This is a genomic window from Peribacillus sp. YIM B13477, from assembly GCF_042787955.1.
Lineage (GTDB): Bacteria > Bacillota > Bacilli > Bacillales > DSM-1321 > Peribacillus > Peribacillus frigoritolerans.
Genome location: NZ_JBHZPD010000002.1, coordinates 420,628 through 442,654, shown reverse-complemented (window position 1 = coordinate 442,654; position 22,027 = coordinate 420,628). Strand labels below are relative to the sequence as shown.

The window sequence follows — 22,027 nt, the reverse complement described above, 5'->3', positions numbered from 1 at the left end:
ACTGAAGGTTTAAAATGCAAAAAAAGGACCGGAAATGCATTTACCGGTCTCTTTATTTTGAATAGGAACTAACTAAATGATGCTTTAAGATTCCAAAAAGTCTAAAGCTTGAGATGGTACATTAGGATTGAGACCTGTAACCATTAACTTTAATAACTGTTTAAGCGTGCTTTCTTCTGCTCTCTTAAGCATTACTTCTAGTTGAGAATCAATAATGTCTGTATTTTGGAAGTCATATCTGTAATCAATATAACTATGCAACCAAAATGTTTTAAAAAAGGGAAGTATTATTTCTAGAAGAACAAACTTATCTATTTGATATAGCGAGTACAAATACTCTACAACCATTAGATGGAGTTCTAATGCTTCTTTTTTTGTAGTTACAATTGAATGAGCTAGATAATAAATCACTTTCACATCGTTTGGATATTCACTAATATTACTTAAAATATCCTTTTCCTCTTGCGTTTCCGAAAAGGTAACTGCAAAAACTTTTAAAATGCTGTTTAAAACTTCTGTTTCTCCATACTTAGTTTTAATCTCTTTTATATTCTTTAAAATCTCAATAGAAATTAGCTCAATATTCTCATTACGCTTAACTTTAAGTTCCAACAGATGCAGCATGAGTGGTATGAATACAAACGGAACCGATAGGTCAATTGCACCTGAAAGTTTTTCTGCATCTCGAATTATTAATTCTAAATCCTCTAGCTTAATTATTTCTTTTTCGGGATTATTTTTACTAGCTATGAACTGAATAGAGTATTCTATACATTTATCAATGGATTCCTGATAATCACCATCAATTATTAAGTAAGGAATCAGCTCCCTCTTGGTAAGAATGCTAAAAGCAACATAATTAATTTGTTTTAGTTCTTTTTCAGCTATATTTAACCAATATTTTGCATCTTCATAAAAATTTACATCACCAGCAAACTTCCCCATAGACAAATTTATAAGTATATCTCTTTGCATATTGTAAAATTCATGGCGCTTCTCGTTTTCAATCCAAAAGAAACCCAATGACGGCTTTGCATAAGTTTCATTATTCCTAAAAACAGTTAGCTCAGTGCCAGTTTCCATAAAATGATTAATAAAACCGAGAACGTGACCAAAAACTACTAATGTACTTTTCCAAGGGTTATTTTTTTCTTCAATGTTCCTTAGACCTGTTACAGCTTCCTTAAAGGCATTGTATGAATCAATATGTTTACCCTCATTAAAATAAAAAACACCTAATTCTCCTAATATCTTAATATTTATTAATTCATTTTTAAGTTCTTGCTTACAGTTTAAATGTAGGGCTTTTTGAAGATAACCTAAAACTGCACCAGAGTTATTACCTTCTTTACATTTTGCTGCAAAAAATAATGCATCAATAGTTTCAAAAGGGTAATGGTTTTCACTAAGTTGCAATGCAGATAAAAGGTATCTTTCTCCTTCTTCATATTTTTTTATAAATATATATTGCTTTCCTATTATTGCATGCAATAAGAATAATGAGTCATTCTGGTGGTGAGGAAAAGATAATGCATCATGATAAATTTTTAATGCTTCCTCTTCTTTTTTTTGGTATTCAAATTTAACTATAATTAACGCTCGTACTGAACATGAAAATAAAATCGCGTCATTTTTCTTTTCACCAATCTCTTTTATTTTTAAAAATAGTTTAATACATTTTTCCCAATCTCTGAAGGATTCAACTTTTCGTAATTCCTCTAACCAAATATTATCAACTAACAACATCGCACTGTCGTAGTACATGTCCTCGTCGTATGACTTAGCCAATTGTTCATCCGTCATATTTTCTATTATCGCTAAGAACTTTTGTGTTAACTTTAAATCCCCTTTTATTTTTAAAGGATATATCCAAATAAATTTCTCCAGATTTTCTTTAAAAACTTCCTTCAATAGTTGGTCATCCTGTAAAGATAAAAATTTTTGCAAATAGGTGAGTGATAAATCAGGATTATAATCTATGGATTCAACGGCAAGCATTAAAAAAATAGCTCCTGCAAATTGATTATTTTCATCCATTCGATTCAAATCGTTTATTAAATATGAAACATCCTTATTAAATTTTAAGCAGGTAATAATTTGTTTTGCTCTAATTAAAAACTTTAACTCATTAGAGATTTTAGGCGGCAAGGGCATGTCATACCAAATGGAACTAATCCCCCAATAGTCTTTATCAATGTCTGAATTAATTAATTCCGTAAGAACCAGATACAAAGCATGGGCACCGTTATTATACTCTTCGGCTTGTATCAAATGGGAGAACATTTTTACAAATTCTATAGGAGATAAAACTTTTGTTTTCCCAAGAATTTGAGCAATGCACAAATGGACTGCTTTTACAGTTTTAACCGGTAAATTAGTTGCTCCTATTTTTTCAAGTAAGGGAGAAATTCTATATTCCTCACCATTTCTTTGTAACCAGTATCCTTCTAACTGATGTAACTTGTCATAAGGATGTTTAATCTCAGGTAATATAGCTGAAATATTATCTACATAGCGTATATCAAAAACATTTGAAATTATTGATAGTCTATATAGGAGTTCCTTTGTATCATCACTATCAATTTCATTTAATAGTAAATCTCTTGCCTCTCTGCTAAGTTCAGTGGAATAAAAACCATCTTGAATACTTTTAAAAACTTCGTTAGTTATTTCCCAGTTCTTTGTTTCTAAATAATCTACACACGCTAAAGTGAGAGCTGGGTTATACTTTGTAACTGCGCCAACCCAGTAAGCAAGTTTTTCCGTATTATTTAAAGAATTATTTTTTAGTTTAAGGAGTTCTTGAATATCTTCCACTGTGAAAGGGGGAATTTGTACTCCAACATAATCTTTATTAAAATTTCTAATTAAGTTTTGATTTATATTAATGGAACTGGAAGAAATGATTTTTACTCCATACTTTTTACAAGCATAATAAAGAAAATACAATACTTCAAACAAGGAGTCGTTATTTTTAAAAGAAGGTAAATCGTCAATTATGACTAAAGTTTCTTGTCCTAATTTTTCTGCGACCTTTTCATACCAAATATTATCAGATGAAATTGGGGTCTTGGTTATTTCAGCTAAAGTTACTTTAAAAGTCATGACTGTCTGTTCAATATTTAAGTCCTTACATTTAATCCAAATACAATTTTCAGGATTCCCCTTTTCTGCTAACAAGTAAATATAATGTGTTTTTCCAGTAAGAACATCTCCATAAACATTTAGCCAGGTAAAATCGTTTATAAGTTGCTTATGCTTAGATACCGTTTGAGTTCTTTTAAGCAAAACCTGCGACAAGGGAGGAGCATTGCTCCCTCCCCTTTGTAAAGTATTCATATTAACAGCAAAATCATACCCTATACTACCGCTTAGCTTTTCAAAACCTTTATTGATAAGATTAGCTAGATAATTGCCCAATCCACCAATTTTTTGCTGTGTTTCTTTTACATCTTTACGTATACCTTTCTGGTGTCTTTTAATTTCTGCTAAACCTTGACTATCAGCATTAATATTAATAGTCAATTCAGAATCAATCATAGCAATAGGTTTATCACCGTTTTGTTTAATAATTTTTTTGTCAGCCATTATTTTTGAACCTTCTTAGAGTTATTAACTGTGGAATTAATATAAGCTTGGGGATTATCTCCTTTTTGCTTTATACTTGTTTTAGTTGTTGTTTTATTTACTTTTTTGTTGTTCTTAATTACAAAACTAATAGTAATAGTAATAGCAGCTGCCGCAAGTAAACCAATGATACCTAGGATTACTTCTTGAGTAAATTCCATAAAAACAACCCCCTTTTATTTGATAATAGGATAATTATACCACATTTTAATTTTACTAATAGCCGATATAGTTGTGGCTCAGATGCATAATTCGAAAACAAAAATAATCCTTATTCAACCAAAGAAAATACCAATGTACAAAAGATTTTTTACCACCCTTACCACCGGATTTAAAGCTGTATCACTTAAAACCACAATTAATAAATATAGTGCTATTCCTAAAATAATTTTGTTTTTTTCGCCTCCAGTATCTTGTTGTTGATATAATAAAAAGATGGTCTCTGACTTTAACAAAGTCTCTATTGTATCTCTTGAAAGAAATAAGGTAGCGGTATGTTCCCACTAATAAAGCACCTATTACAATGAATGATGCTAAAATTGGGTATTGAATCATTATTAATATTGAGAAAATAATTGCTACAGTTATATACTCACCTTTTGTATATTTAACTCTTCTTTTACTCATTGGAAGTCCCTTCTAATGTTTTTTCGTTAATTTTTAACAAGTTGGACAATGATTATTCCAATTACTTAAAAAAGGACTTAAGCAAAAGAGTGCTGTCATGTGAAAAAATAAATTGGTTATGGATAATTTGTTATCTGATGAAAATAGGTAAAGACCACTACATCTTTAACTAAAAACTGCGACCTAGCGTCAAATTAAATGAAGTGAGTGAAATATGGTTTTAGATTAGTACAATCACTATTTTATCAGTAATATACGGTCTAATTGGGGGCGAAATGGGGGCGGATTGCAATGAATCGGAAAGTATCAGAGGGTAATTTTATTATGAAAAATAGCGATAATCCCTTACGTATCAGTATTTCTGGGAATAATAAAGAACTAGAGGAAAACAATGAGATAGTCTTGACAGGGAAGGGGTCGTGGGTTCGAATCCCTCACAGGTCATCAACTAAAAAAGGCTCAAATCCTTTATGTAACAAGGATTTGGGCCTTTTTTTGTTTATAAATATATAGTTCATTTTGGATTATTTACTGGATTGGTTGCGGATAGAGCAGCATTTAAACCTAATACATGTCAATTATTTGTAATGATTGATATTTCAATGATCTGTAGGCAAAGCCTTTCGCTTATTCAGCTCACGATGGAGGTTAAAAAGAAGACCTTCTTTTTGGCTTTTCTTTAAAAGGTACATAATCATATTCTTCGGTAAAATCCACTTTACTATAATGTGTTGGATTACTCACTACTAAATACCATGCACGGGAATACTTCCTGGAAGCCCTGAACATGACGCATGAAGACTATGCGAAATATCAGCAAACGATGGTTTCTTGGCTTGAAAAGTATAATACAATGCCTTCACTTAAAATGATGGTAGAACAATATAGAGAAGAATTACAACCCTTACCCTCCACTTCAGTATTATATAGTAAATATTACCTTTGTTTTTAACGGATGATTTTAATACCTCAACAGTTTATTATATTGATAAAGGATGAAGTATTTAATCTACTACTACTATAATTTGGTAAGTCTTTAAAAGGGAAGTGATTGTTAAATGCTTTATATAAGCGATATCGAAAAGATAATTAATAACACATTAAATGAGCACAATTTGGATATTATTTATGAATTTGACAACAATCTAAGTGCACCTATGAGTTATAACGTATCGACCAATACTATAAAATTCAATTACCTTCAAGTTAACGGTTATAAAGGGAAAATTAGAATTAAAGAGACAGAGGAAGATTTTGTTAAAATTATTCTGTATCGTATGATTGGTTATTATTTAGATTTTAAGAAAAACAAACATGATTTAAGGATTTTAATGTATGGTCACGAAGAAGAAAAAGAAAAGCTGAAATCTGAAATAGAAACTAATGCGTGGGATTATGGGAGAACATTAATACCTGAACAACTATTGGAGTCATATGATAAAGTTCGTGAATTGGATAAAATGTTAATAAATTAATGTGCTCTAAGAAAATGGTGACCCGACTTTAAACTAAAACAAGGAAAGAAAAAGAGCCTCCTTGGAGAATCTCTCTGGGCTGAATTTTGAGTGAGCAATTAAACTGGTATCCAATAAGACAGACCCAGAGAAAGAGGGGGTGTCTTAGAAAGATTGATGAATAAACAAAGAGAAAATCAAGTTCAAAGTTTGTGCTCGGTTTTTAAGAGATATCGATTGCTTGACAAAAGAAATACACCGGACTGAACATACTTCTGAAGAGAGGTTTTAATGAACAACATATACTAGATAAAGAGGAAAGAGATTATTGGTCAAGCTGCTCCAGAGAACGATTGCGTAGATAAGTATTATGACCTGCTCATCCAACGATTTGTTCATGGCAGTAATTTAGATACAGCAGACAAAATTACGATGTCTTTATCCAGCCAAACTTGAAGCAATTTAATCGAGAACAATTTCTTGCTTATATGATGGTATTAACAGGAACCGTCAATGTTATGCATAGATTTGGATGCTTAGTACTATCATTGTAATTTCGATTTTATTAATATTTCCTTTTGTATATTTGATTTTTGGTGTTTAAGTTTTTGATAATACTGATGATCTTTCTTCGATTAACAGGAGCTTTAGTACTATAGGTGTAATAAAAGAGAGTATAAGAATTAGTCTCTTTTATTTATACATAATTAACATTAATGTTTCACAAGCCTAAATAAATGGACAGTCAAAGGGGACACTCAATAGAGGTCCCCCTTTCATAATGTATTACGGTAATAAAGTTTTATATTGTTCCATTAAATCACCTGCATATAAGCTTGTTATCATTAAGAAAATGGCAAGCCCGATGTATAATGAGAACCAGATGACTTTTGTTTTGAGACTCGATGAGTAATAGGATTTCTCTTTATCCCTAATTTCAGTTTGTTCTTGCACTTCTTTAAAGAACTTTGCTGCTATTCGTTCATAGGTGTCTATATTTTCAAAATCGGTTGGTCCGTTCTGGTATTCATTCGAATTAGCAGCATCCATTAAGGATCTATAAATATTAAATTTTACCTCGGTCAGCTGTTTTTCTTTTAGCTTATTATCATCAAATAGCGGGATATGCCAACTCTTCATGTTGTTAAACTTTTCATATTGTTGGCTTGATTCCATATTCCAAATATTAACCAGGCGAATTTTTTCTTCATCTGTTGCAGCTGCATATTGTTCTAGTTGCCTTAATCCAAATTGATTCAATTCAATGATGATGTCTCTTTGATTTCTGGTTGTCTCGCTACGAATTTCTTTCCACCACTTAGAAATACCCAATAATAAGAAAAGAATTAAGAATGGATTTGGATGGAGAAATAAATATACAACCATCCCGATAATCCCTACTACCCAAAGCTTTGTGGAGATGACTCCCACTATACGTCCTCCATCAAGAGGATGCACAGGCATTAGATTAAATAGGTTAATCATGGCTCCAAGTGTAATAACTAAAAGCCAAAATGGATTTTCCGTCATCATAAATAGGGGGATGGCTGGTAGAAATGCTAATGTACCTAATAAAGGACCACCGAAGGCAAGATAAGCTTCTTGGTTAGCATTCTTGGGTTCTTCTTTAAGGGCAATTAATGCTCCGACAAAAGGGATGAAAATGGCATTGGATGTTTTGATGCCTTTTCTCTTTGCAGCAAGTAAATGCCCCATTTCATGGATGTAAATTAGATAGACTAGGGCTACGGCAAATTTCCAACCGTAAACCAAGGCATACGCACCTAATGAAACGAAAATAGAAATCAGGGAACCTACTTTTGCTATTTTCAATAGCGCAAACAACCATTTCATTTTCCCCAGGAAAAATAACCCGATGGCCCCCAAACTTAACCATCCTTTTTTCGATATAGATTCTTTCAAAATGTACCTCCTAGAGTAAATGGGAAAACAGATGACCCCAGTGACACTAAGTCTATCTGAGCTCCTTCTTGATTTATCATCTTGCTAATATCCTTATTATATCGTATTGGGTAATCCATTTATTATCATCTTAGTGATATTTTTCTAGAATGTTACCTTTCAAGTATTACATTTTATAATTAAGATAGAGTTCTGTCCTTAATTTTAGGGCCCTCACAGGTACTAACAAAGGCTCAAATCCTTGATATCAAAGCATATCCAAATATCATTCCTGTGTGTTTTTATGCATTGCACAAAGTTGCACAGAAACTGCATGTGAAGGTGAATCGTTCGTTGCATGACGCTAGCCACTTTGGTACACTATGCAGAAGTGCATTTCAGCTAGGATTGACTATCGAATGATAGATAAGATGCTGTCACCTTTACATAATTCATGGTCTTTGTAAGCGGTGGGGTGCTCCCGAACGAAATATGGTACAAAACCTTAACAATATAAAAGTTTTTCTAAGAAGACCATCTGTTCCCTCATACAGCAGGAGTTGTATGGGGGCTTGTATTTTATCAAGAATTTTTCTGTTTAGATGAAATAAGGAGGAAGCAATGAACAATTATAAATTGACCATTCAATATGATGGCGGGCGCTATAAAGGCTGGCAGCGACTTGGTAATAGTGATGATACGATCCAAGGGAAAATAGAAAATGTATTAACGGAAATGGCAGGGGAAAAAATCGAGATCATCGGATGCAGCAGAACGGATGCTGGTGTTCATGCCCTTGCTCAAATCGCCAATTTTAAGATCGGTGAAAATCTGACTGAAGTTGAAATCATGAATTATTTGAATAGATATTTACCAAGAGATATCAGCATTGTAGAGGTTACGCTAGTCCCTGAACGTTTTCATGCACGTTATAATGCTAAGGATAAAACCTATTTGTATAAGATCTGGAATGAGCCATATACAAATCCTTTCATGCGAAAGTACAGTATGCATGTAGAGAAAAAGCTGGATATCACTAGAATGAAAAAAGGATGTCAATATTTTGTAGGTGAACATGATTTCACTGCTTTTTCAAATGCAAAATCCAAGAAAAAATCCATGGTACGTGAAATATATTCCATTGATATAGAAGAAGATGCCGGTTTCATCGAAATTACAGTACGAGGCGATGGATTTCTTTATAATATGGTTAGAAAGATTGTCGGGACGTTGATAGAAGTTGGGTTGGGTGAAATAGATGCTGAAAATATACCAAGTATTGTAGAGTCAAAAGAAAGAATCCAAACGGGCCGTATGGCGGAGGCAGCTGGGTTATACTTGGTAAAGGTTGATTTTTAGACCGGATATTGATGCATGTGTTAATGAATGTAATGTGTACAGGCAGTAGAAAAAGGGAAGTAATAGGGAAGAATGGTAAAGCGGAAAATACGAAAGAAGGAGAGATTTTCATGAGATTAGCAGGAAAGAAAATAATCAGTCTTGTGCACCATGATTTTGAAGATTTAGAACTCTGGTATCCGATTTTACGTTTAAAAGAAGAAGGGGCGATTGTTCATCTCGCCGGAGAAAAGGCGAATGAAACATACATTGGAAAATATGGTGTACCAGCTATATCCGATTATGAGTATGGCAGTATCAAGGCTGAAGAATATGATGCCATTCTTGTACCGGGCGGTTGGGCACCCGACAAAATTCGCCGGTTTCCTGAAGTGATATCACTTATCCAAAGCATGGAAGATAATAAAAAACCCATTGGGCAAATTTGTCACGCGGGTTGGGTGTTGATATCCGCGAAAATTTTACAGGGGAAGAATGTAACGAGTACACCTGGCATTAAAGATGATATGGAAAACGCAGGGGCAACTTGGATAGATGAGCCCGTCGTCGTAGATGGAAACCTTGTGTCAAGCAGGCGTCCGCCTGATCTGCCGGATTATTTGAGGGAATTGATAAACGTGATTGAAAAGGGTTAAATCCATAGTACGGTGAAAAAGTGTTTTTTCCTTCTGGAAAAAAACACTTTTTTTATCCATACCCAATTTTATTTTAATAGTGATTATGATAAAGATCATTCCTTTGATGGATCCTTAATCAAATCAATATATAAATTTCCTTTTGTCCCTACGACAGCATACGAGATATCAAAAACAACAAGGTTCCTTTTTTTGAGTTCAGCCATCAACCATCCTTCATTGTAGGTGTGTGTGGATAGGTTATCATATAAGATTTTTCCGTCATAGACCAGTTCAATCGGTACAGAACCTGCTGGGGGCAGTATTGGTAAATCCTCCTTGGTGGCATTTTGGTATTGTTCTTTTTTTAATACAGATAGTGAGCCATTTATCTCTAAAATGGCACATTCAACTTCTTCTATTTTGAAGATATCTTTTTCCCGTAAAGCCTGTTTAAGAGAATCCAGTGAATACCCCATTCGTTCCATAGACTCTTCGAGAATCCTTCCTTTTTGAATTAAAGTGGCAGGTTCTCCAGCAATCCATTTCCCGAAACGTGGATTTCGAACCGCTAGATGATTGAGCATGAAAACGACGGTACCCATAATAATGATTGCTATGATAAAATACAGGAATTTAATTTTAATATTGAATGCTAGATTTCCTGCAATTGTCCCCATCGTAATTGAAGCGATATAAAGGTGATAGGTCCTCTGGGCAATTGTCTGTTTACCGAGGAGTTGGACAAATATCCATAATAAAATAAAAGAGGTAAAGGTTCGAAAGATGATTTCAACAGATTCCGACATGACGATTTCTCCCTTACAAAACTCCCGACAGTTCGTTTGTGATAGTATGTTCTTGCACCTTGCCATTTATTCTGTAAAGGAAACAGACAAGAAACCGTCTTTGATTTGGGAACCCCTCTTACATGAATTGATAGATTTAATCAATTAGTGCGATACATCAAAAAAATGAATTATGAAACAACTTTCCATAAATCAGCATTCATATAAGTGTGTAATATCAGGAAGCAAGCCGCTCATTACTTGCTTCTTTTTTATTTGGTTTGATGAATCCATGGATATGTTTACTTAGTATCGATTAAGAAATTTCTTCGAATAATAGTATCAAAATACATTTGCACGGGGGTATGTTTTGAGAAATATTCAGGAAATTTTCATTGACGATTTAAAAAGCATTTATAAAAATTTCTTTGTTTGTATCGTAGTCGTCTTTCTCATGTTCATCCCTTCCATTTATGCGTGGTTTAATATTGTCGCATCATGGGACCCGTATGCAAATACGGAAGGAATTCTTGTCGGTGTTGCCAATAATGATAAAGGTGCGGAGTTAAATGGCAAAGCCGTGAACATAGGCAAGGAAGTAATGGAAGGGTTAAAGGAGAATAAGGATCTGGGCTGGAGATTCACAACGGAAAAAGAAGCGATAGAAAAGGTGGAAAAGGGTGATTATTATGCATCCATCATCATTCCGGAGAACTTTTCCGAACATATTGCGACGATCATGACCGATGACCCTAAGAAGGCGGAGATTGATTACTATGTTAATGAAAAAATCAATTCCATTGCTCCTAAAATTACGGCAGCGGGTGCCAACAGCATTGTGGACAATGTGAGCAAAACCTTTATCAAATCAGCCAGTGGGAGTATCCTTGCAATCTTTAATGAACTGGGAATCACCCTGCAAAACGAGTTGCCGACGATTCAAAAAATGAAGAATATGGTTTATTTATTGGAGGCTGAACTGCCTGAGCTTGAACAAAATATCAAAACCGTTCAAACACATGTCAAAAAGGCTGAAGATATCATTAAGAGGGTCAATGATGGCCTGAATTCGATAGAAGGAATAACATCACAGAAGGACAAATTGGTATCGGACGTTTCTAGTTATGTAGATTCAACAAGGCAGGCATTCGAAGGAATCAATCCCCTCTTGAAAAATGATATTGCGAAAATAAGGAGCGATAATGAATCCATTTTAGTGCTGGCAAACCGGTTAACGGGTCAGGATTTACCTGACAATGAGTCGGATCAGCTAGTGGAACAAGGTGTAACGAGGATAAATAAAGAGTTGTACCTTTTGGACAGTATGTATAATTTATTGGTGAGAGTCAATCAATTTAATGAGAAAAACGTGCTTCAGCCAGAAATACAGCTGGTTGATGAACTAAGGGATAATGCTTCGAACCAACTTCAAGCGCTGACTGACCGAGCATACGGCAATCTTATCGAACTTGGCAGGAACAATGATCAAGTCTTGGCAAGCTTCCAGGAGAGCTATTCAAAGGAAACGGGTCCAAAATTCAATGAAATCTGGAATGAAACAGAAGCAATATTGAATAATGTCCAGCTTACGATGGAGGAGGGAACCAAGGTTCTTCCTGAGGTGAGGAAGCTGTTGAATGAGACCAATCGAACATTGGAAACACGTACAGCGGATATTGATAAGTTACAGAATAAGTTTCCGGAAATCGAAACGAAAATAAAGGCTCTGGCTTCTAAAATGAGGGAAATTGATAAGTCTTATAATATGGAAGAAGTGATCGATTTCCTAAGGAATGATATTGAACAAGAAAGTGAATTTTTTTCAGAACCAGTTCTGCTCAATAAACACAGTCTCTTTCCGATTCCGAACTATGGATCCGCCATGTCTCCTTTCTTTACGGCACTTTCCCTTTGGGTCGGCGGTACAATATTGATTTCCATGCTTAGCGTGGGTGTTTCTCAAAAGGTCTACAGCCCGTATCAAATTTATATCGGGCGGTATCTAATATTTTTCATCATTGGGGTGATGCAGGCCCTTAGTGTTTCCATTGGGAATATCGTCCTTATCGGTGTTTATGTAGCGGATAAATTTGAGTACATCCTGTTTTCCGTTCTGATAAGTACGGTATTTACACTCATTGTCTATACCTTCGTTTCCGTTCTTGGAAATGTTGGAAAAGGGATAAGCGTCGTCTTGATGGTCCTTCAAATATCAAGTTCAGGAGGCACCTTCCCCATTCAAGTCACACCGCCCTTTTTTCAGCATATTAACCCTTTCTTGCCATTCACCTATGCTGTGGGTTTGCTTCGTGAATCTGTTGGGGGAATAACCTGGAGTGTAGCTGGCAAGGACATTTTTATCTTGATTCTCTTTTTAATAATCACGTTCATCTTAGGTGTTATTTTGAAAAAGCCTCTGCATGCAAGGACACAAAAGATGAAGGATAAATTGTATGGAAGCAGGATTTTTTAAGGAAATTGAAAGAGTGTTGGTGACCGCGGTTAACTGAAGTTGAAAATTATGGATATATTCAGCCTGAACCCTAAAAAGGGGCTCGGGTTTTTTTATTTGCTGAATGGTATTTATGATATGTATTTTTATGTAGGTTTGGAATATTCATCAAAATATTGACAGTTGAATAAAAAGATACCGATAAATTAGAATTTTTGCATTTTTATAGTTGACAAAAACCATTGGATTAATCATTATTAAGAAATAATGTTTAGTAAATCGATGCGATATAAAAGTGGGGTGACTTTATGTATTTAACAATAGATGGCATTGAAAAAAGTTTTAAGAATGAAAAGAAAGAAAGCATAAAGGTGCTCGATAAGATAAACATAGAGGTCGAGAAAGGAAGCTTCGTTTCGATCGTCGGACCTTCAGGATGTGGTAAATCCACGCTCCTTTATCTGATTGCCGGCCTCGATAAGGCAGATACAGGTGAAATACGTGTAGCTGGGAAAAAAGTGGTGAAGCCAGGTCCGGAACGGGTTGTCGTGTTTCAGGAGGCGGGGTTATTTCCTTGGCTGACAGTACTTGAAAATGTTACATACGGATTGAAGTTAAAGAAAATGCCCAAAGAAGAGGCAAAAGCCAAGGCATTGGACATTTTAAAGATGGTTCACCTCAGCCGATATGTTGACTCCTATCCTCATCAACTCTCAGGAGGAATGAAACAGAGGGTAGCCATCGCAAGAGCGTTGGTGATGGAACCGGATATCCTGTTGATGGATGAGCCATTCTCCGCACTTGATGAGCAAACGAGGATGGTTTTGCATAAAGAGCTGCTCGAAATCTGGAGAAAAACTAAAGTGACGATCTTTTTCGTTACCCATAATATTCGCGAGGCTGTTCAGCTTTCCGAAAAAATTATCGTCTTTGCTACCCGTCCCGGGAAAATCAAAGAGACGATTTCCGTTCCTTCCATGAAAGATGGAGTTATGCCGGATAGTGTAACTTTGCATACAGAACAAAGGGTTCTATCGATTTTGCAGGAGGAAATTGAAAAAGTGCTGAAGGAGGAAATGGGGAATGATTACAGCTTTAAGACGAATCATATTCATCGCGATGATAGCGGGGATATGGGAAGTCACATCTAGACTTTCCAGTCTTCCGGATTTCATGTTCCCGAGCCTGACTCAGGTTTTGGAAACTCTGTTTAAGGGACTGATGAGCGGACAAATAACCGAAGCCATCGGAAAAAGCCTTGGCCGTATCCTGATCGGCTTTATGATTGCGATTATAGTAGGTCTGATATTAGGATATTTCATTTGGCGCTTTAAATTGGTCGAAGATACTTTAGGGTTCGTCGTGACGGCTTTACAGTCCATTCCGAGTATCGTCTGGTTTCCTTTAGCGATCATTTGGTTTGGATTGAATGATTTTTCGATCCTCTTCATCGTCACCATCGGCGCAACTTGGACGATGACGGTTAATGCAACAAGTGGCTTCCGGAATGTACCCCAGTTGTATCAGCGGGTTGCCAAAACATATGGATCGACCGGATTTCATTTTCTTCGCACGGTGATTTTACCAGCATCCGTCCCGCAAATAATATCCGGTCTCCGAATTGCATGGGCCTTTTCCTGGCGTGCATTGATGGCAGGTGAATTACTTGGCGGGGGAGGCGGTCTTGGCCAATTGCTGGAAATGGGAAGATCACTTGGACAAATGGATTTGGTCATCTCCGTGATGATCATCATCGCAATCATCGGAACAATCGTGGATAATGTCGTCTTCTCCCGTCTTGAACGTAATGTTCAACTGAAATGGGGAGTGAAGTAACGGTAGTTTAATAAAATACTAGTTATAAAGGAGAGAAAAATATGCTGAAAAAATCATTCTTTACCCTTATTCTGTCTGTATTGTTAATCGGAATAGTTAGCGGATGCACTCAATCCAGCAGTAATGATGAAGAAGGGGAAGGGTCCGGGGGGAAATCGGTGAAAATTGGTTATTTTCCTAACCTAACCCATAGTGCAACGATCATTGCACTTGAAAAAGGCTTTTTTGAAGAAGAGTTCGGTAAAGATGTCAAGATTGAAACCAAAACAGTGGCCAATGGAGGATTATTCATGGAAGCAATGGCCACAAACGCCATTGATGTCGGAACGGTCGGGCCTGGTCCATTGCTTAACTTTTACGTAAAAAACCCTGAATACCACCTGATCTCCGGGGCTGTTAATGGAGGTGCCGTACTTGTGGCTAGCGAAGGCAGCAAGGTAACGGATTTAAAAGATTTGGCCGGTAAAAAGGTAGCGATTCCCGTCATTGGAAGCACACAGGATGTCATGCTTAGGAAGGCCCTTCAAGATGTAGATTTAAAACCGACTACAAATGGGGGGACAGTTGAACTGTATGCGGCAGCACCTGCTGACACAACCGCCCTTTTTGTTCAAAAGTCTGTCGATGCAGCAGCGACCCAGGAACCATGGGGGTATGTATTGGAAAACCAGGCAAAAGGAAAGCTGGTGCTTGACTGGGATCAATTTGCATGGGGAAAAGATTCACCCAACACGGTAGTGGCTGCAAGCCAGAAGTTCTTGGATAAAAAAGGGCTCGCTGCTTCCTATTTGAAAGCTCATGATAAAGCGGTGAAGTTCATACAGGAAAACCCTGAAGAAAGCCAAGAACTGGTCATTAAGCATTTGAAGGAACTGACTGGAAAAGAATTAAGCAAAGAAGAAGTGGCTTCAGCATTTTCACGCCTTGAAGTGACAACAGAAGTTAATGAGCAAGTCATTCAAGAAATGGCCGACATAAGCAAGGAAGCCGGTTATATCCCTAGCAATGATATAAAAGGCATGATCGATTTATCAATTCTTGAAGAAGTGTCCAAATAAATGGAAACAAGCAAGCGCCTCAGCCATCCTGGCTTTGGCGCTTTTTTTAAATGGTGGCCGGATTTATCCATTTTAATTAAGCGGGGAAATAATCCTGATATAAACACCTCAGGTCATGAACTCCCTGTTATGGACAGACCTGATCCAATGCTTGGATAACATGATCAACCTCCTCCCAGGAATGGATGGTAGCGCCTGAAGCCAGTGAATGTCCTCCACCATTGAATTGACGTGCGACTGATGCAATGGGAATATTCCGTGAACGTATCCTGACACGGATTTCAGAAGGGTATTCGATGAAGAAAGCCCAGATTTTATTGTCCCTGACACTTGATAGCGTATTGACTAAATTCGAAGCTTCGAGTCGATCCACACCATACATATTTAAAAGCTCGTCCGTAATAATGAAGTAAGCTACCCCTTTATCGGTTACCTTGAAGCTCATGAGAATGTCTTTTTGAAGTCTGGAAGCGTTTTTCGCCTTAACATTAAGGCTATTATGGATTCTTTCTGGCTGAATATTATAGGTTCTTAAGTGCGAAACCATTTTTAATGTCCTGGGAGTGGTATTCCCATTCGTGAAATTCCCTGTATCACTAAGTATTCCTGCATAAAAAGATTTAGCCGCTCCTTTATTCATGATGAAGCCTTCTGGAAATTCCAAGAATAAATCAACAAGCATTTCACTTGCAGAGCTATAAGAAGGGTCGACCCAAGAAATGTCACCGAATTGTTCGTATTCGGGGTGGTGGTCAATTTTGATCAGCATGTCTCCATGATCATATCGGGAATCACTGATCCGTGAAATGTTGGCAGTATCACAAACAATCACTAAGGCATCTTTGTATTTGTTATCGGAAATGACATCCATATTACCTATGAATAGAAGCTTATCCACTTCCTCGCCTACCGCATAGACTTCTTTAGAAGGGCAGGAGTGCTTCAATAGCTTCTTTAAACCGAGTTGTGATCCCAATGCATCCGGGTCCGGATTTACATGACGATGAATGATGATTGTGTGGTATTTCTTGATCGCTTCGATTATTTCCATTTTTTTATTGTCCATAGCGCCATCCCCTTTTTAACCTTTCCATGTCTGCCGAGTGACAATTGATAATTATGTAAAATTCATATATTGACAGTTATACCTATTCAATCATCACATGCCAAACGAATAAAGGCAATTCCGATTACTTTGGATGGGGGAGTCCTGAAGTATACGGAAAGTATACGGAACAGATGTAATAAAACACTCAAAAAAATTATTGAAAAATTCAAAAAATTCAACTATACTTAATTTACCAAACCGATGACAACAAGTTACCTTGTTGCATGGCCGGCTTGACATAAAAAACTGGAATCCATAAAAATTGACTTGGTTCACTTGATCTTCCTTTGCAGGAAGACAGTTCGTGGATAAGGGTCAGTGAAACATTCAATGTAATGACATTGTTGGTTTTACTGGCTCTTTTTTTGTGTATCCACGACAGTTTGAAAGGGGTGATGATATGAATGGAGCTTTGGAGGGAGTCAGGATTATCGATGTATCCCGCGTTTTGGCGGGGCCGTTTTGTTCAATGATTCTCGGCGATTTGGGTGCCGATGTCATTAAAATCGAGCATCATGAATCAGGGGATGAAACGAGAGGGTGGGGGCCGCCATTCGCCGAAGGAGAAAGCGCTTACTATTTATGTGCAAATCGAAATAAGCAAAGCATGACCTTGAATTTAAAATCTGAGGAAGGAAAAGAGATTTTCCGGAAGTTGGTGGCTTCAGGGGATATAGTGATTCAAAATTTCAAGACAGGCACATTGGGAAAACTGGGGTTGGGTTATGAGGATTTAAAGGAAATCAACCCCAAACTGATCATGGCCTCGATTACAGGATTTGGTTTAACCGGTCCTTATAAGGATTTGCCTGGCTATGACTATATCATTCAAGCGATGAGTGGTTTGATGAGCATCACCGGAGAGAAAGATGGGAGTCCCGTGAAGGTCGGAGTGGCCATAGCTGACATATTGACTGGCTTGTATACATGCATTGGCATTTTATCCGCTTTACATCATAGGGATAATTTGGGGGAAGGACAGGAAATTGATATTTCATTGATGGATTGTCAGGTTTCTTCATTGGTGAATGTCGCCAGCAACTATTTATTCAGTGGCTTGACCCCTGAAAGAATGGGGAACCAACATCCAAATATCGTTCCATACCAGACGTTCGGGACAAGGGATGGAGAGCTTGTCGTAGCTGTGGGAAATGATGATCAGTTCAGGAGATTTTCAACCGTTATAGGCAGACCTGATTTAGCGGAACAGGAACAGTTTAAACATAATGAAAAACGTTTGCAAAACAAGGAAGAATTAATACCGATAATAGAGGATTCGTTGAGAGGTAAGACAAAGAAGGAATGGAAAAGGCTGTTTGATGATGCAGGGATACCGAATGGTCCGATTAATGATATAGCAGAGATGTTCGAGGATCCGCAAATCATCGCAAGAGGCATGTTGGTGAGCATGGAGCATCCCACAATCGAAGATCTGAAAGTGACGGGATCTCCCCTGAACCTTTCAAAAACACCGGTTACCATGAGAAAGCATCCGCCTCTCTATGGCGAGCATACCGATTCCATTTTGGCTGAAATAGGATATAGTCCAGATCAAATAAGCAAATTCAAGGAAAATAAAATTATTTAGGAGGAATTTTAATGATGAATTTCGAATTAACAGAAGAGCAGCAAAGTGTGAAGAAAGTGGTAAGGAAATTTGTGGATAAGGAAATCATTCCATATATTCAAGAGTGGGATAGGCAAGGTCAATTCCAGCCGCATATTTTAAAAAGGTTAGCTGAATTGCAGTTGATGGGCGTGTGTATACCCGAAGAGTATGGCGGGGTCGGAATGGATTATAATACCCTAGCCATCGTTTGTGAAGAGCTGGAGCGGGGAGATACGGCTTACCGAACTGCAGTTTCTGTACATACAGGGTTGAATAGCATGACCCTGCTTCAATGGGGGACGGAAGAACAAAAACAGAAATATTTAGTACCCCAGGCAAAAGGAATCAAGATTGGTGCTTTTGGGCTGACTGAACCGAATGCAGGGTCTGATGTAGCGGCGATGAAATCAACGGCAAAACGTGTTGGGGACCATTATATATTGAACGGGTCAAAAACATGGATTTCGCTCTGTGATTATGCAGATCATTTCCTCATTTTCGCCAAGACGGATCATGATGCCGGTTCAAGGGGAATCACTGCCTTTATCGTGGAACGGACTTTCGAGGGAGTGGAGTCGAAAGCCATTAAAGGAAAATTGGGAATTCGTGCCGGGAATACAGGCGAGATCTTTTTAACGGATGTAAAAGTTCCGGTGGAGAATAGGCTTGGTGAAGAAGGTGAGGGCTTTAAAATTTCCATGTCTGCATTGGACAGCGGCCGGTTTACAGTGGCCGCAGGTGCTGTAGGGTTAATAGAAGCAAGCCTGGAAGCAAGCTTGAAGTATTGCCATGAACGAAGCACATTCGGAAAAGAGATTGGCAGGCATCAGCTCGTTCAACAGATGATTGCCAAGATGACAGCAAATTTAGAGATTTCCAGATTGCTGGTCTTTAAAGCGGGCACCTTGAAAAACCAAGGAAAAAGGAATACGAAGGAAACATCACTTGCCAAGTGGATATCATGTAATTCTGCTAATGAAGCGGCCAATGATGCTGTTCAAATTCATGGTGCCTATGGCTACTCGGATGAATATCCAGTCGAACGTTTTCTGCGGAATTCAAAAGCTCCGGTCATTTACGAAGGAACCCGTGAGATTCATACTGTAATGCAGGGTGAATACGCACTTGGCTATAGACAAGATAAAGAGCTTCGCAAGCAATTGCCTGCATGGCCCTTCGAGCAAGTTTCCGTACATTAACTATAGATAGAGGAGATCAGATCAGATGATGAACACATACTTTATTGCAGGGCATGCAAAACTTCCACAAGGGATGGCAGCGAGAAATATATATGATTCAATCACGATCACGGTGGAGCTTGACTTTAAATATGGAGTAATAGTCGAGGCTTCCTGTACGCTTGCTACAGAGCATGGAAGGGAATTCATCCGTCAACTGCTGCGCGGTTATTGCCTGAAAGATGGTATCGAAGAATTGATTGATCGTGTGCAAATTCATTATCGTGGGAAGGCTGGTCAAGCCATTCAAGCAGGGCTGAAGGATGTGTATGCACAGTTCGAATTGGTCTCCGTTAAATAAGTGAAACCGGAAAAGGGTCCTACTGTATGTAAGAGGGTAGGATCCTTTTAATATAGGTACAGGTTCTAAACAGGATTATGCTAGAGTCGGAATAACCGTTTTTTTCAGGTATAAAGAGACATTTGGATGGTTATAACTGAACGTGATAATTATAAAACACAAAAACTCGTCATTATACGACGAGTTTTTTGTATTTAAAACGTTAAGGTAAAGCTTAATGACCAGTGAAAAATATTGATTGTGCATTAAAGCGGATTCGAGAAGCTAGAAGCACCATTTCCGTTTATTGCGAAAGTTATTGCAGCAGAGCCATCTGCAGTTGTTGGAGGAGCACCGGTTTCTGCTTGTGCGCCTTTGTCTGCTGCAAGTAGATCTCCTTTTCCAGCAAGAGCCCCTTTGCGTTCCGGAAGTTGATCGTTTCCAGCAAGACCCCCTATGAGTATTCCTGCTTGTGCGCCTTTGCGTGCGGCAAGTGGAACTGCTCGTGCGACTTTGAGTGCCACGAGTGGACCGATTCCTGCCCATGCAACGTTTAGTGCTGCAAGAAGAGCACCCTTTATTGTTACTTGTACGTGAATGTCTGCCTATTGGATGTGGGTCATTAAACATGAAATCGCTTAACCCCATGGAATTGGCTCTATCCACCGCATTTTGTATGTCACGAATGATGTCTGACATATATAATCCCCCTTTCTATACATTAAACTATGTTGCTTGTACGTGATGTGCTAAAGATAATCCCCAATCTTTTTAAAAATAGTGTTTTTAGGGTGACACCCTTCGCTTTTTTTCCATAATTTAATAGGAAAGTGAAGGGAAGGGTTATATGAATTCTGACAAGAAGCTGCCTGTGTACCAGCTTTATGTACCACCAGTTCATTTAATGGAACTTCGCAGAGATATATGGTGCAATGATCCTTTACCGGCAAAGTTAACAATTAACGGAAAAAAACTTGAGATTGATATTGCTTACCGTGGCTCACATATCCGAAGTTTTCGCAAAAAATCCTATAATGTAGTCTTTTATAAACCTAATACTTTCAAGCATGCCAAGGAAGTTCATTTAAATGCCGAATATAAAGATAAATCTTTACTAAGAAATAAATTATCTTTAGATTTTTTTGCAGATATAGGCACCTTGTCACCGAACTCCCAGTTCGTTTTCCTGAATATGAACGGAAAGGACGAAGGGATATACCTCGAATTGGAATCGGTGGATGAATATTATTTGAAGAAAAGGGGGCTCCCCAAGGGGTCCATTTTCTATGCAGTGGATGGTGATGCCAATTTCTCATTGATGAGCGATTTGGATAAAGGAATCAAAAAATCATTGGAGATGGGCTATCAAAAAAAATGCGGGACAGAAAAGGAGGAATTATATTTACAAGAGCTGATCCTCCAAATCAATACAATTTCAAGAGTGGATTTTGAAAAGGAAATCGTAAAATATGTCGATGTGGAAAAGTACCTGCGCTGGCTGGCCGGTGTCATATTCACGCAAAACTATGATGGGTTCGTTCATAACTATGCTTTGTATCGAAATGGAGATACCGGTCTATTTGAAATGATTCCATGGGATTATGATGCGACATGGGGCAGGGATGTTAACGGGAAAGTGATGGAAGAGGATTATGTGGGAATCGGGGGGTTCAATACATTGACTGCTAGAATCCTTGATGTAAGGGGATTTCGTGTCCGGTACCAAGAGCTTCTTAAGGAGATTTTGAACAATCATTTTAACGTGGACTATATGAAACCCATCATTCAGGAAATGCATGATCAAATAAGACCTTATGTATCAAAAGATCCATATATCAAGGGGAATAAGGAGAAATTTGATGATGAGCCCGAATTCATCCTGAAATTCATTGAGGCCCGTGCGAAGTATATAAATAGCCACCTGTATAAATTGGATTAATAATTCCTTTCGTTTAGAGATGGAACAATGAAAAATATAGTGACAGGAATGCTGAATAAAAGCATTCCCGCTTTTTTCTGCACGATTCCATTTGCTTTTCTATACTATTACGGCTATGTTTGATAGAAAGATATAA

The 22,027-nt window shown here is 37.5% G+C and carries 17 protein-coding genes and 1 pseudogene; 11 read left to right on the top strand and 7 right to left on the bottom strand.

The genetic code is table 11. From position 1 onward, the window contains the following. Nucleotides 1-84: 84 nt before the first annotated feature. A complete protein-coding gene (locus tag ACFX4H_RS08830) occupies nt 85-3,588 on the bottom strand; it encodes a hypothetical protein (protein ID WP_377434956.1) in 3,504 nt (1,167 codons plus the stop codon). Further along, complete coding sequence (locus ACFX4H_RS08825; protein WP_377434954.1) at nt 3,588-3,788, bottom strand: hypothetical protein; 201 nt, start codon at nt 3,786-3,788, stop codon at nt 3,588-3,590. Before ACFX4H_RS08825 ends, ACFX4H_RS08830 begins: the two co-directional genes overlap by 1 nt. Before the next feature lie 1,524 nt (nt 3,789-5,312). On the opposite strand from ACFX4H_RS08825, the gene ACFX4H_RS08820 reads away from it, so the two are divergent. Beyond that, nucleotides 5,313-5,729 carry a hypothetical protein gene (locus tag ACFX4H_RS08820; protein ID WP_054397148.1) on the top strand — a complete coding sequence of 139 codons (417 nt, stop codon included), beginning with the start codon at nt 5,313-5,315 and terminating at the stop codon, nt 5,727-5,729. 765 nt (nt 5,730-6,494) lie between these two features. On the opposite strand, the gene ACFX4H_RS08815 is transcribed toward ACFX4H_RS08820, so the two are convergent. Beyond that, nucleotides 6,495-7,631 carry a site-2 protease family protein gene (locus ACFX4H_RS08815; RefSeq protein WP_377434952.1) on the bottom strand — a complete coding sequence of 379 codons (1,137 nt, stop codon included), beginning with the start codon at nt 7,629-7,631 and terminating at the stop codon, nt 6,495-6,497. A 600-nt stretch (nt 7,632-8,231) separates the two neighbouring features. Between ACFX4H_RS08815 and truA the strand changes: the two genes are divergently transcribed. Next, on the top strand, nt 8,232-8,969 hold the full coding sequence (truA, locus tag ACFX4H_RS08810) for a tRNA pseudouridine(38-40) synthase TruA (RefSeq protein WP_034314388.1): 738 nt from the start codon (nt 8,232-8,234) through the stop codon (nt 8,967-8,969). A gap of 110 nt (nt 8,970-9,079) precedes the next feature. After that, a complete protein-coding gene (locus ACFX4H_RS08805) occupies nt 9,080-9,604 on the top strand; it encodes a type 1 glutamine amidotransferase domain-containing protein (protein ID WP_063591799.1) in 525 nt (174 codons plus the stop codon). Between the two features lie 95 nt (nt 9,605-9,699). Here ACFX4H_RS08805 and ACFX4H_RS08800 read toward each other — a convergent pair whose 3' ends face one another. Then, nucleotides 9,700-10,392: a DUF421 domain-containing protein gene (locus ACFX4H_RS08800; RefSeq protein WP_377434951.1), complete on the bottom strand. Its 693-nt coding sequence runs from the start codon at nt 10,390-10,392 to the stop codon at nt 9,700-9,702. 349 nt (nt 10,393-10,741) lie between these two features. On the opposite strand from ACFX4H_RS08800, the gene ACFX4H_RS08795 reads away from it, so the two are divergent. The 4 genes from ACFX4H_RS08795 to ACFX4H_RS08780 all read left to right on the top strand — a co-directional run bounded on the left by ACFX4H_RS08795 (nt 10,742) and on the right by ACFX4H_RS08780 (nt 15,717). After that, nucleotides 10,742-12,844 carry a YhgE/Pip family protein gene (locus tag ACFX4H_RS08795; RefSeq protein WP_377434949.1) on the top strand — a complete coding sequence of 701 codons (2,103 nt, stop codon included), beginning with the start codon at nt 10,742-10,744 and terminating at the stop codon, nt 12,842-12,844. A gap of 287 nt (nt 12,845-13,131) precedes the next feature. Continuing rightward, nucleotides 13,132-13,974, top strand: coding sequence for an ABC transporter ATP-binding protein (locus tag ACFX4H_RS08790; protein WP_034314379.1), 843 nt, complete (start codon nt 13,132-13,134; stop codon nt 13,972-13,974). After that, on the top strand, nt 13,907-14,659 hold the full coding sequence (locus tag ACFX4H_RS08785; protein WP_034314377.1) for an ABC transporter permease: 753 nt from the start codon (nt 13,907-13,909) through the stop codon (nt 14,657-14,659). Before ACFX4H_RS08790 ends, ACFX4H_RS08785 begins: the two co-directional genes overlap by 68 nt. Before the next feature lie 41 nt (nt 14,660-14,700). After that, nucleotides 14,701-15,717: an aliphatic sulfonate ABC transporter substrate-binding protein gene (locus ACFX4H_RS08780; RefSeq protein ID WP_377434948.1), complete on the top strand. Its 1,017-nt coding sequence runs from the start codon at nt 14,701-14,703 to the stop codon at nt 15,715-15,717. A 127-nt stretch (nt 15,718-15,844) separates the two neighbouring features. Here the strand turns inward: ACFX4H_RS08780 and ACFX4H_RS08775 are convergent, their stop codons facing one another. Continuing rightward, nucleotides 15,845-16,783, bottom strand: coding sequence for a DHH family phosphoesterase (locus ACFX4H_RS08775; protein WP_034314372.1), 939 nt, complete (start codon nt 16,781-16,783; stop codon nt 15,845-15,847). Between the two features lie 442 nt (nt 16,784-17,225). Between ACFX4H_RS08775 and ACFX4H_RS08770 the strand changes: the two genes are divergently transcribed. The 3 genes from ACFX4H_RS08770 to ACFX4H_RS08760 are packed head-to-tail and all read left to right on the top strand — an operon-like array spanning nt 17,226 to nt 19,973. Further along, complete coding sequence (locus tag ACFX4H_RS08770) at nt 17,226-18,413, top strand: CaiB/BaiF CoA transferase family protein (RefSeq protein WP_249597052.1); 1,188 nt, start codon at nt 17,226-17,228, stop codon at nt 18,411-18,413. A 14-nt stretch (nt 18,414-18,427) separates the two neighbouring features. Further along, entirely contained in the window at nt 18,428-19,633 is a 1,206-nt protein-coding gene (locus ACFX4H_RS08765; protein ID WP_328137122.1) for an acyl-CoA dehydrogenase family protein, read from the top strand. A gap of 28 nt (nt 19,634-19,661) precedes the next feature. Beyond that, nucleotides 19,662-19,973: a DUF3870 domain-containing protein gene (locus tag ACFX4H_RS08760; RefSeq protein ID WP_034315474.1), complete on the top strand. Its 312-nt coding sequence runs from the start codon at nt 19,662-19,664 to the stop codon at nt 19,971-19,973. A 245-nt stretch (nt 19,974-20,218) separates the two neighbouring features. On the opposite strand, the gene ACFX4H_RS08755 is transcribed toward ACFX4H_RS08760, so the two are convergent. Together ACFX4H_RS08755 and ACFX4H_RS08750 are read right to left on the bottom strand one after the other, a co-directional pair. Beyond that, complete coding sequence (locus ACFX4H_RS08755) at nt 20,219-20,476, bottom strand: hypothetical protein (RefSeq protein WP_377435314.1); 258 nt, start codon at nt 20,474-20,476, stop codon at nt 20,219-20,221. 97 nt (nt 20,477-20,573) lie between these two features. Then, nucleotides 20,574-20,651, bottom strand: a pseudogene (locus ACFX4H_RS08750) (CotG/ExsB N-terminal domain-containing protein); the annotation flags it as partial. A 148-nt stretch (nt 20,652-20,799) separates the two neighbouring features. On the opposite strand from ACFX4H_RS08750, the gene ACFX4H_RS08745 reads away from it, so the two are divergent. Continuing rightward, nucleotides 20,800-21,891, top strand: a complete 1,092-nt coding sequence (locus ACFX4H_RS08745) for a CotH kinase family protein (RefSeq protein ID WP_377434947.1) — start codon at nt 20,800-20,802, stop codon at nt 21,889-21,891. Nucleotides 21,892-22,027: the final 136 nt, after the last annotated feature.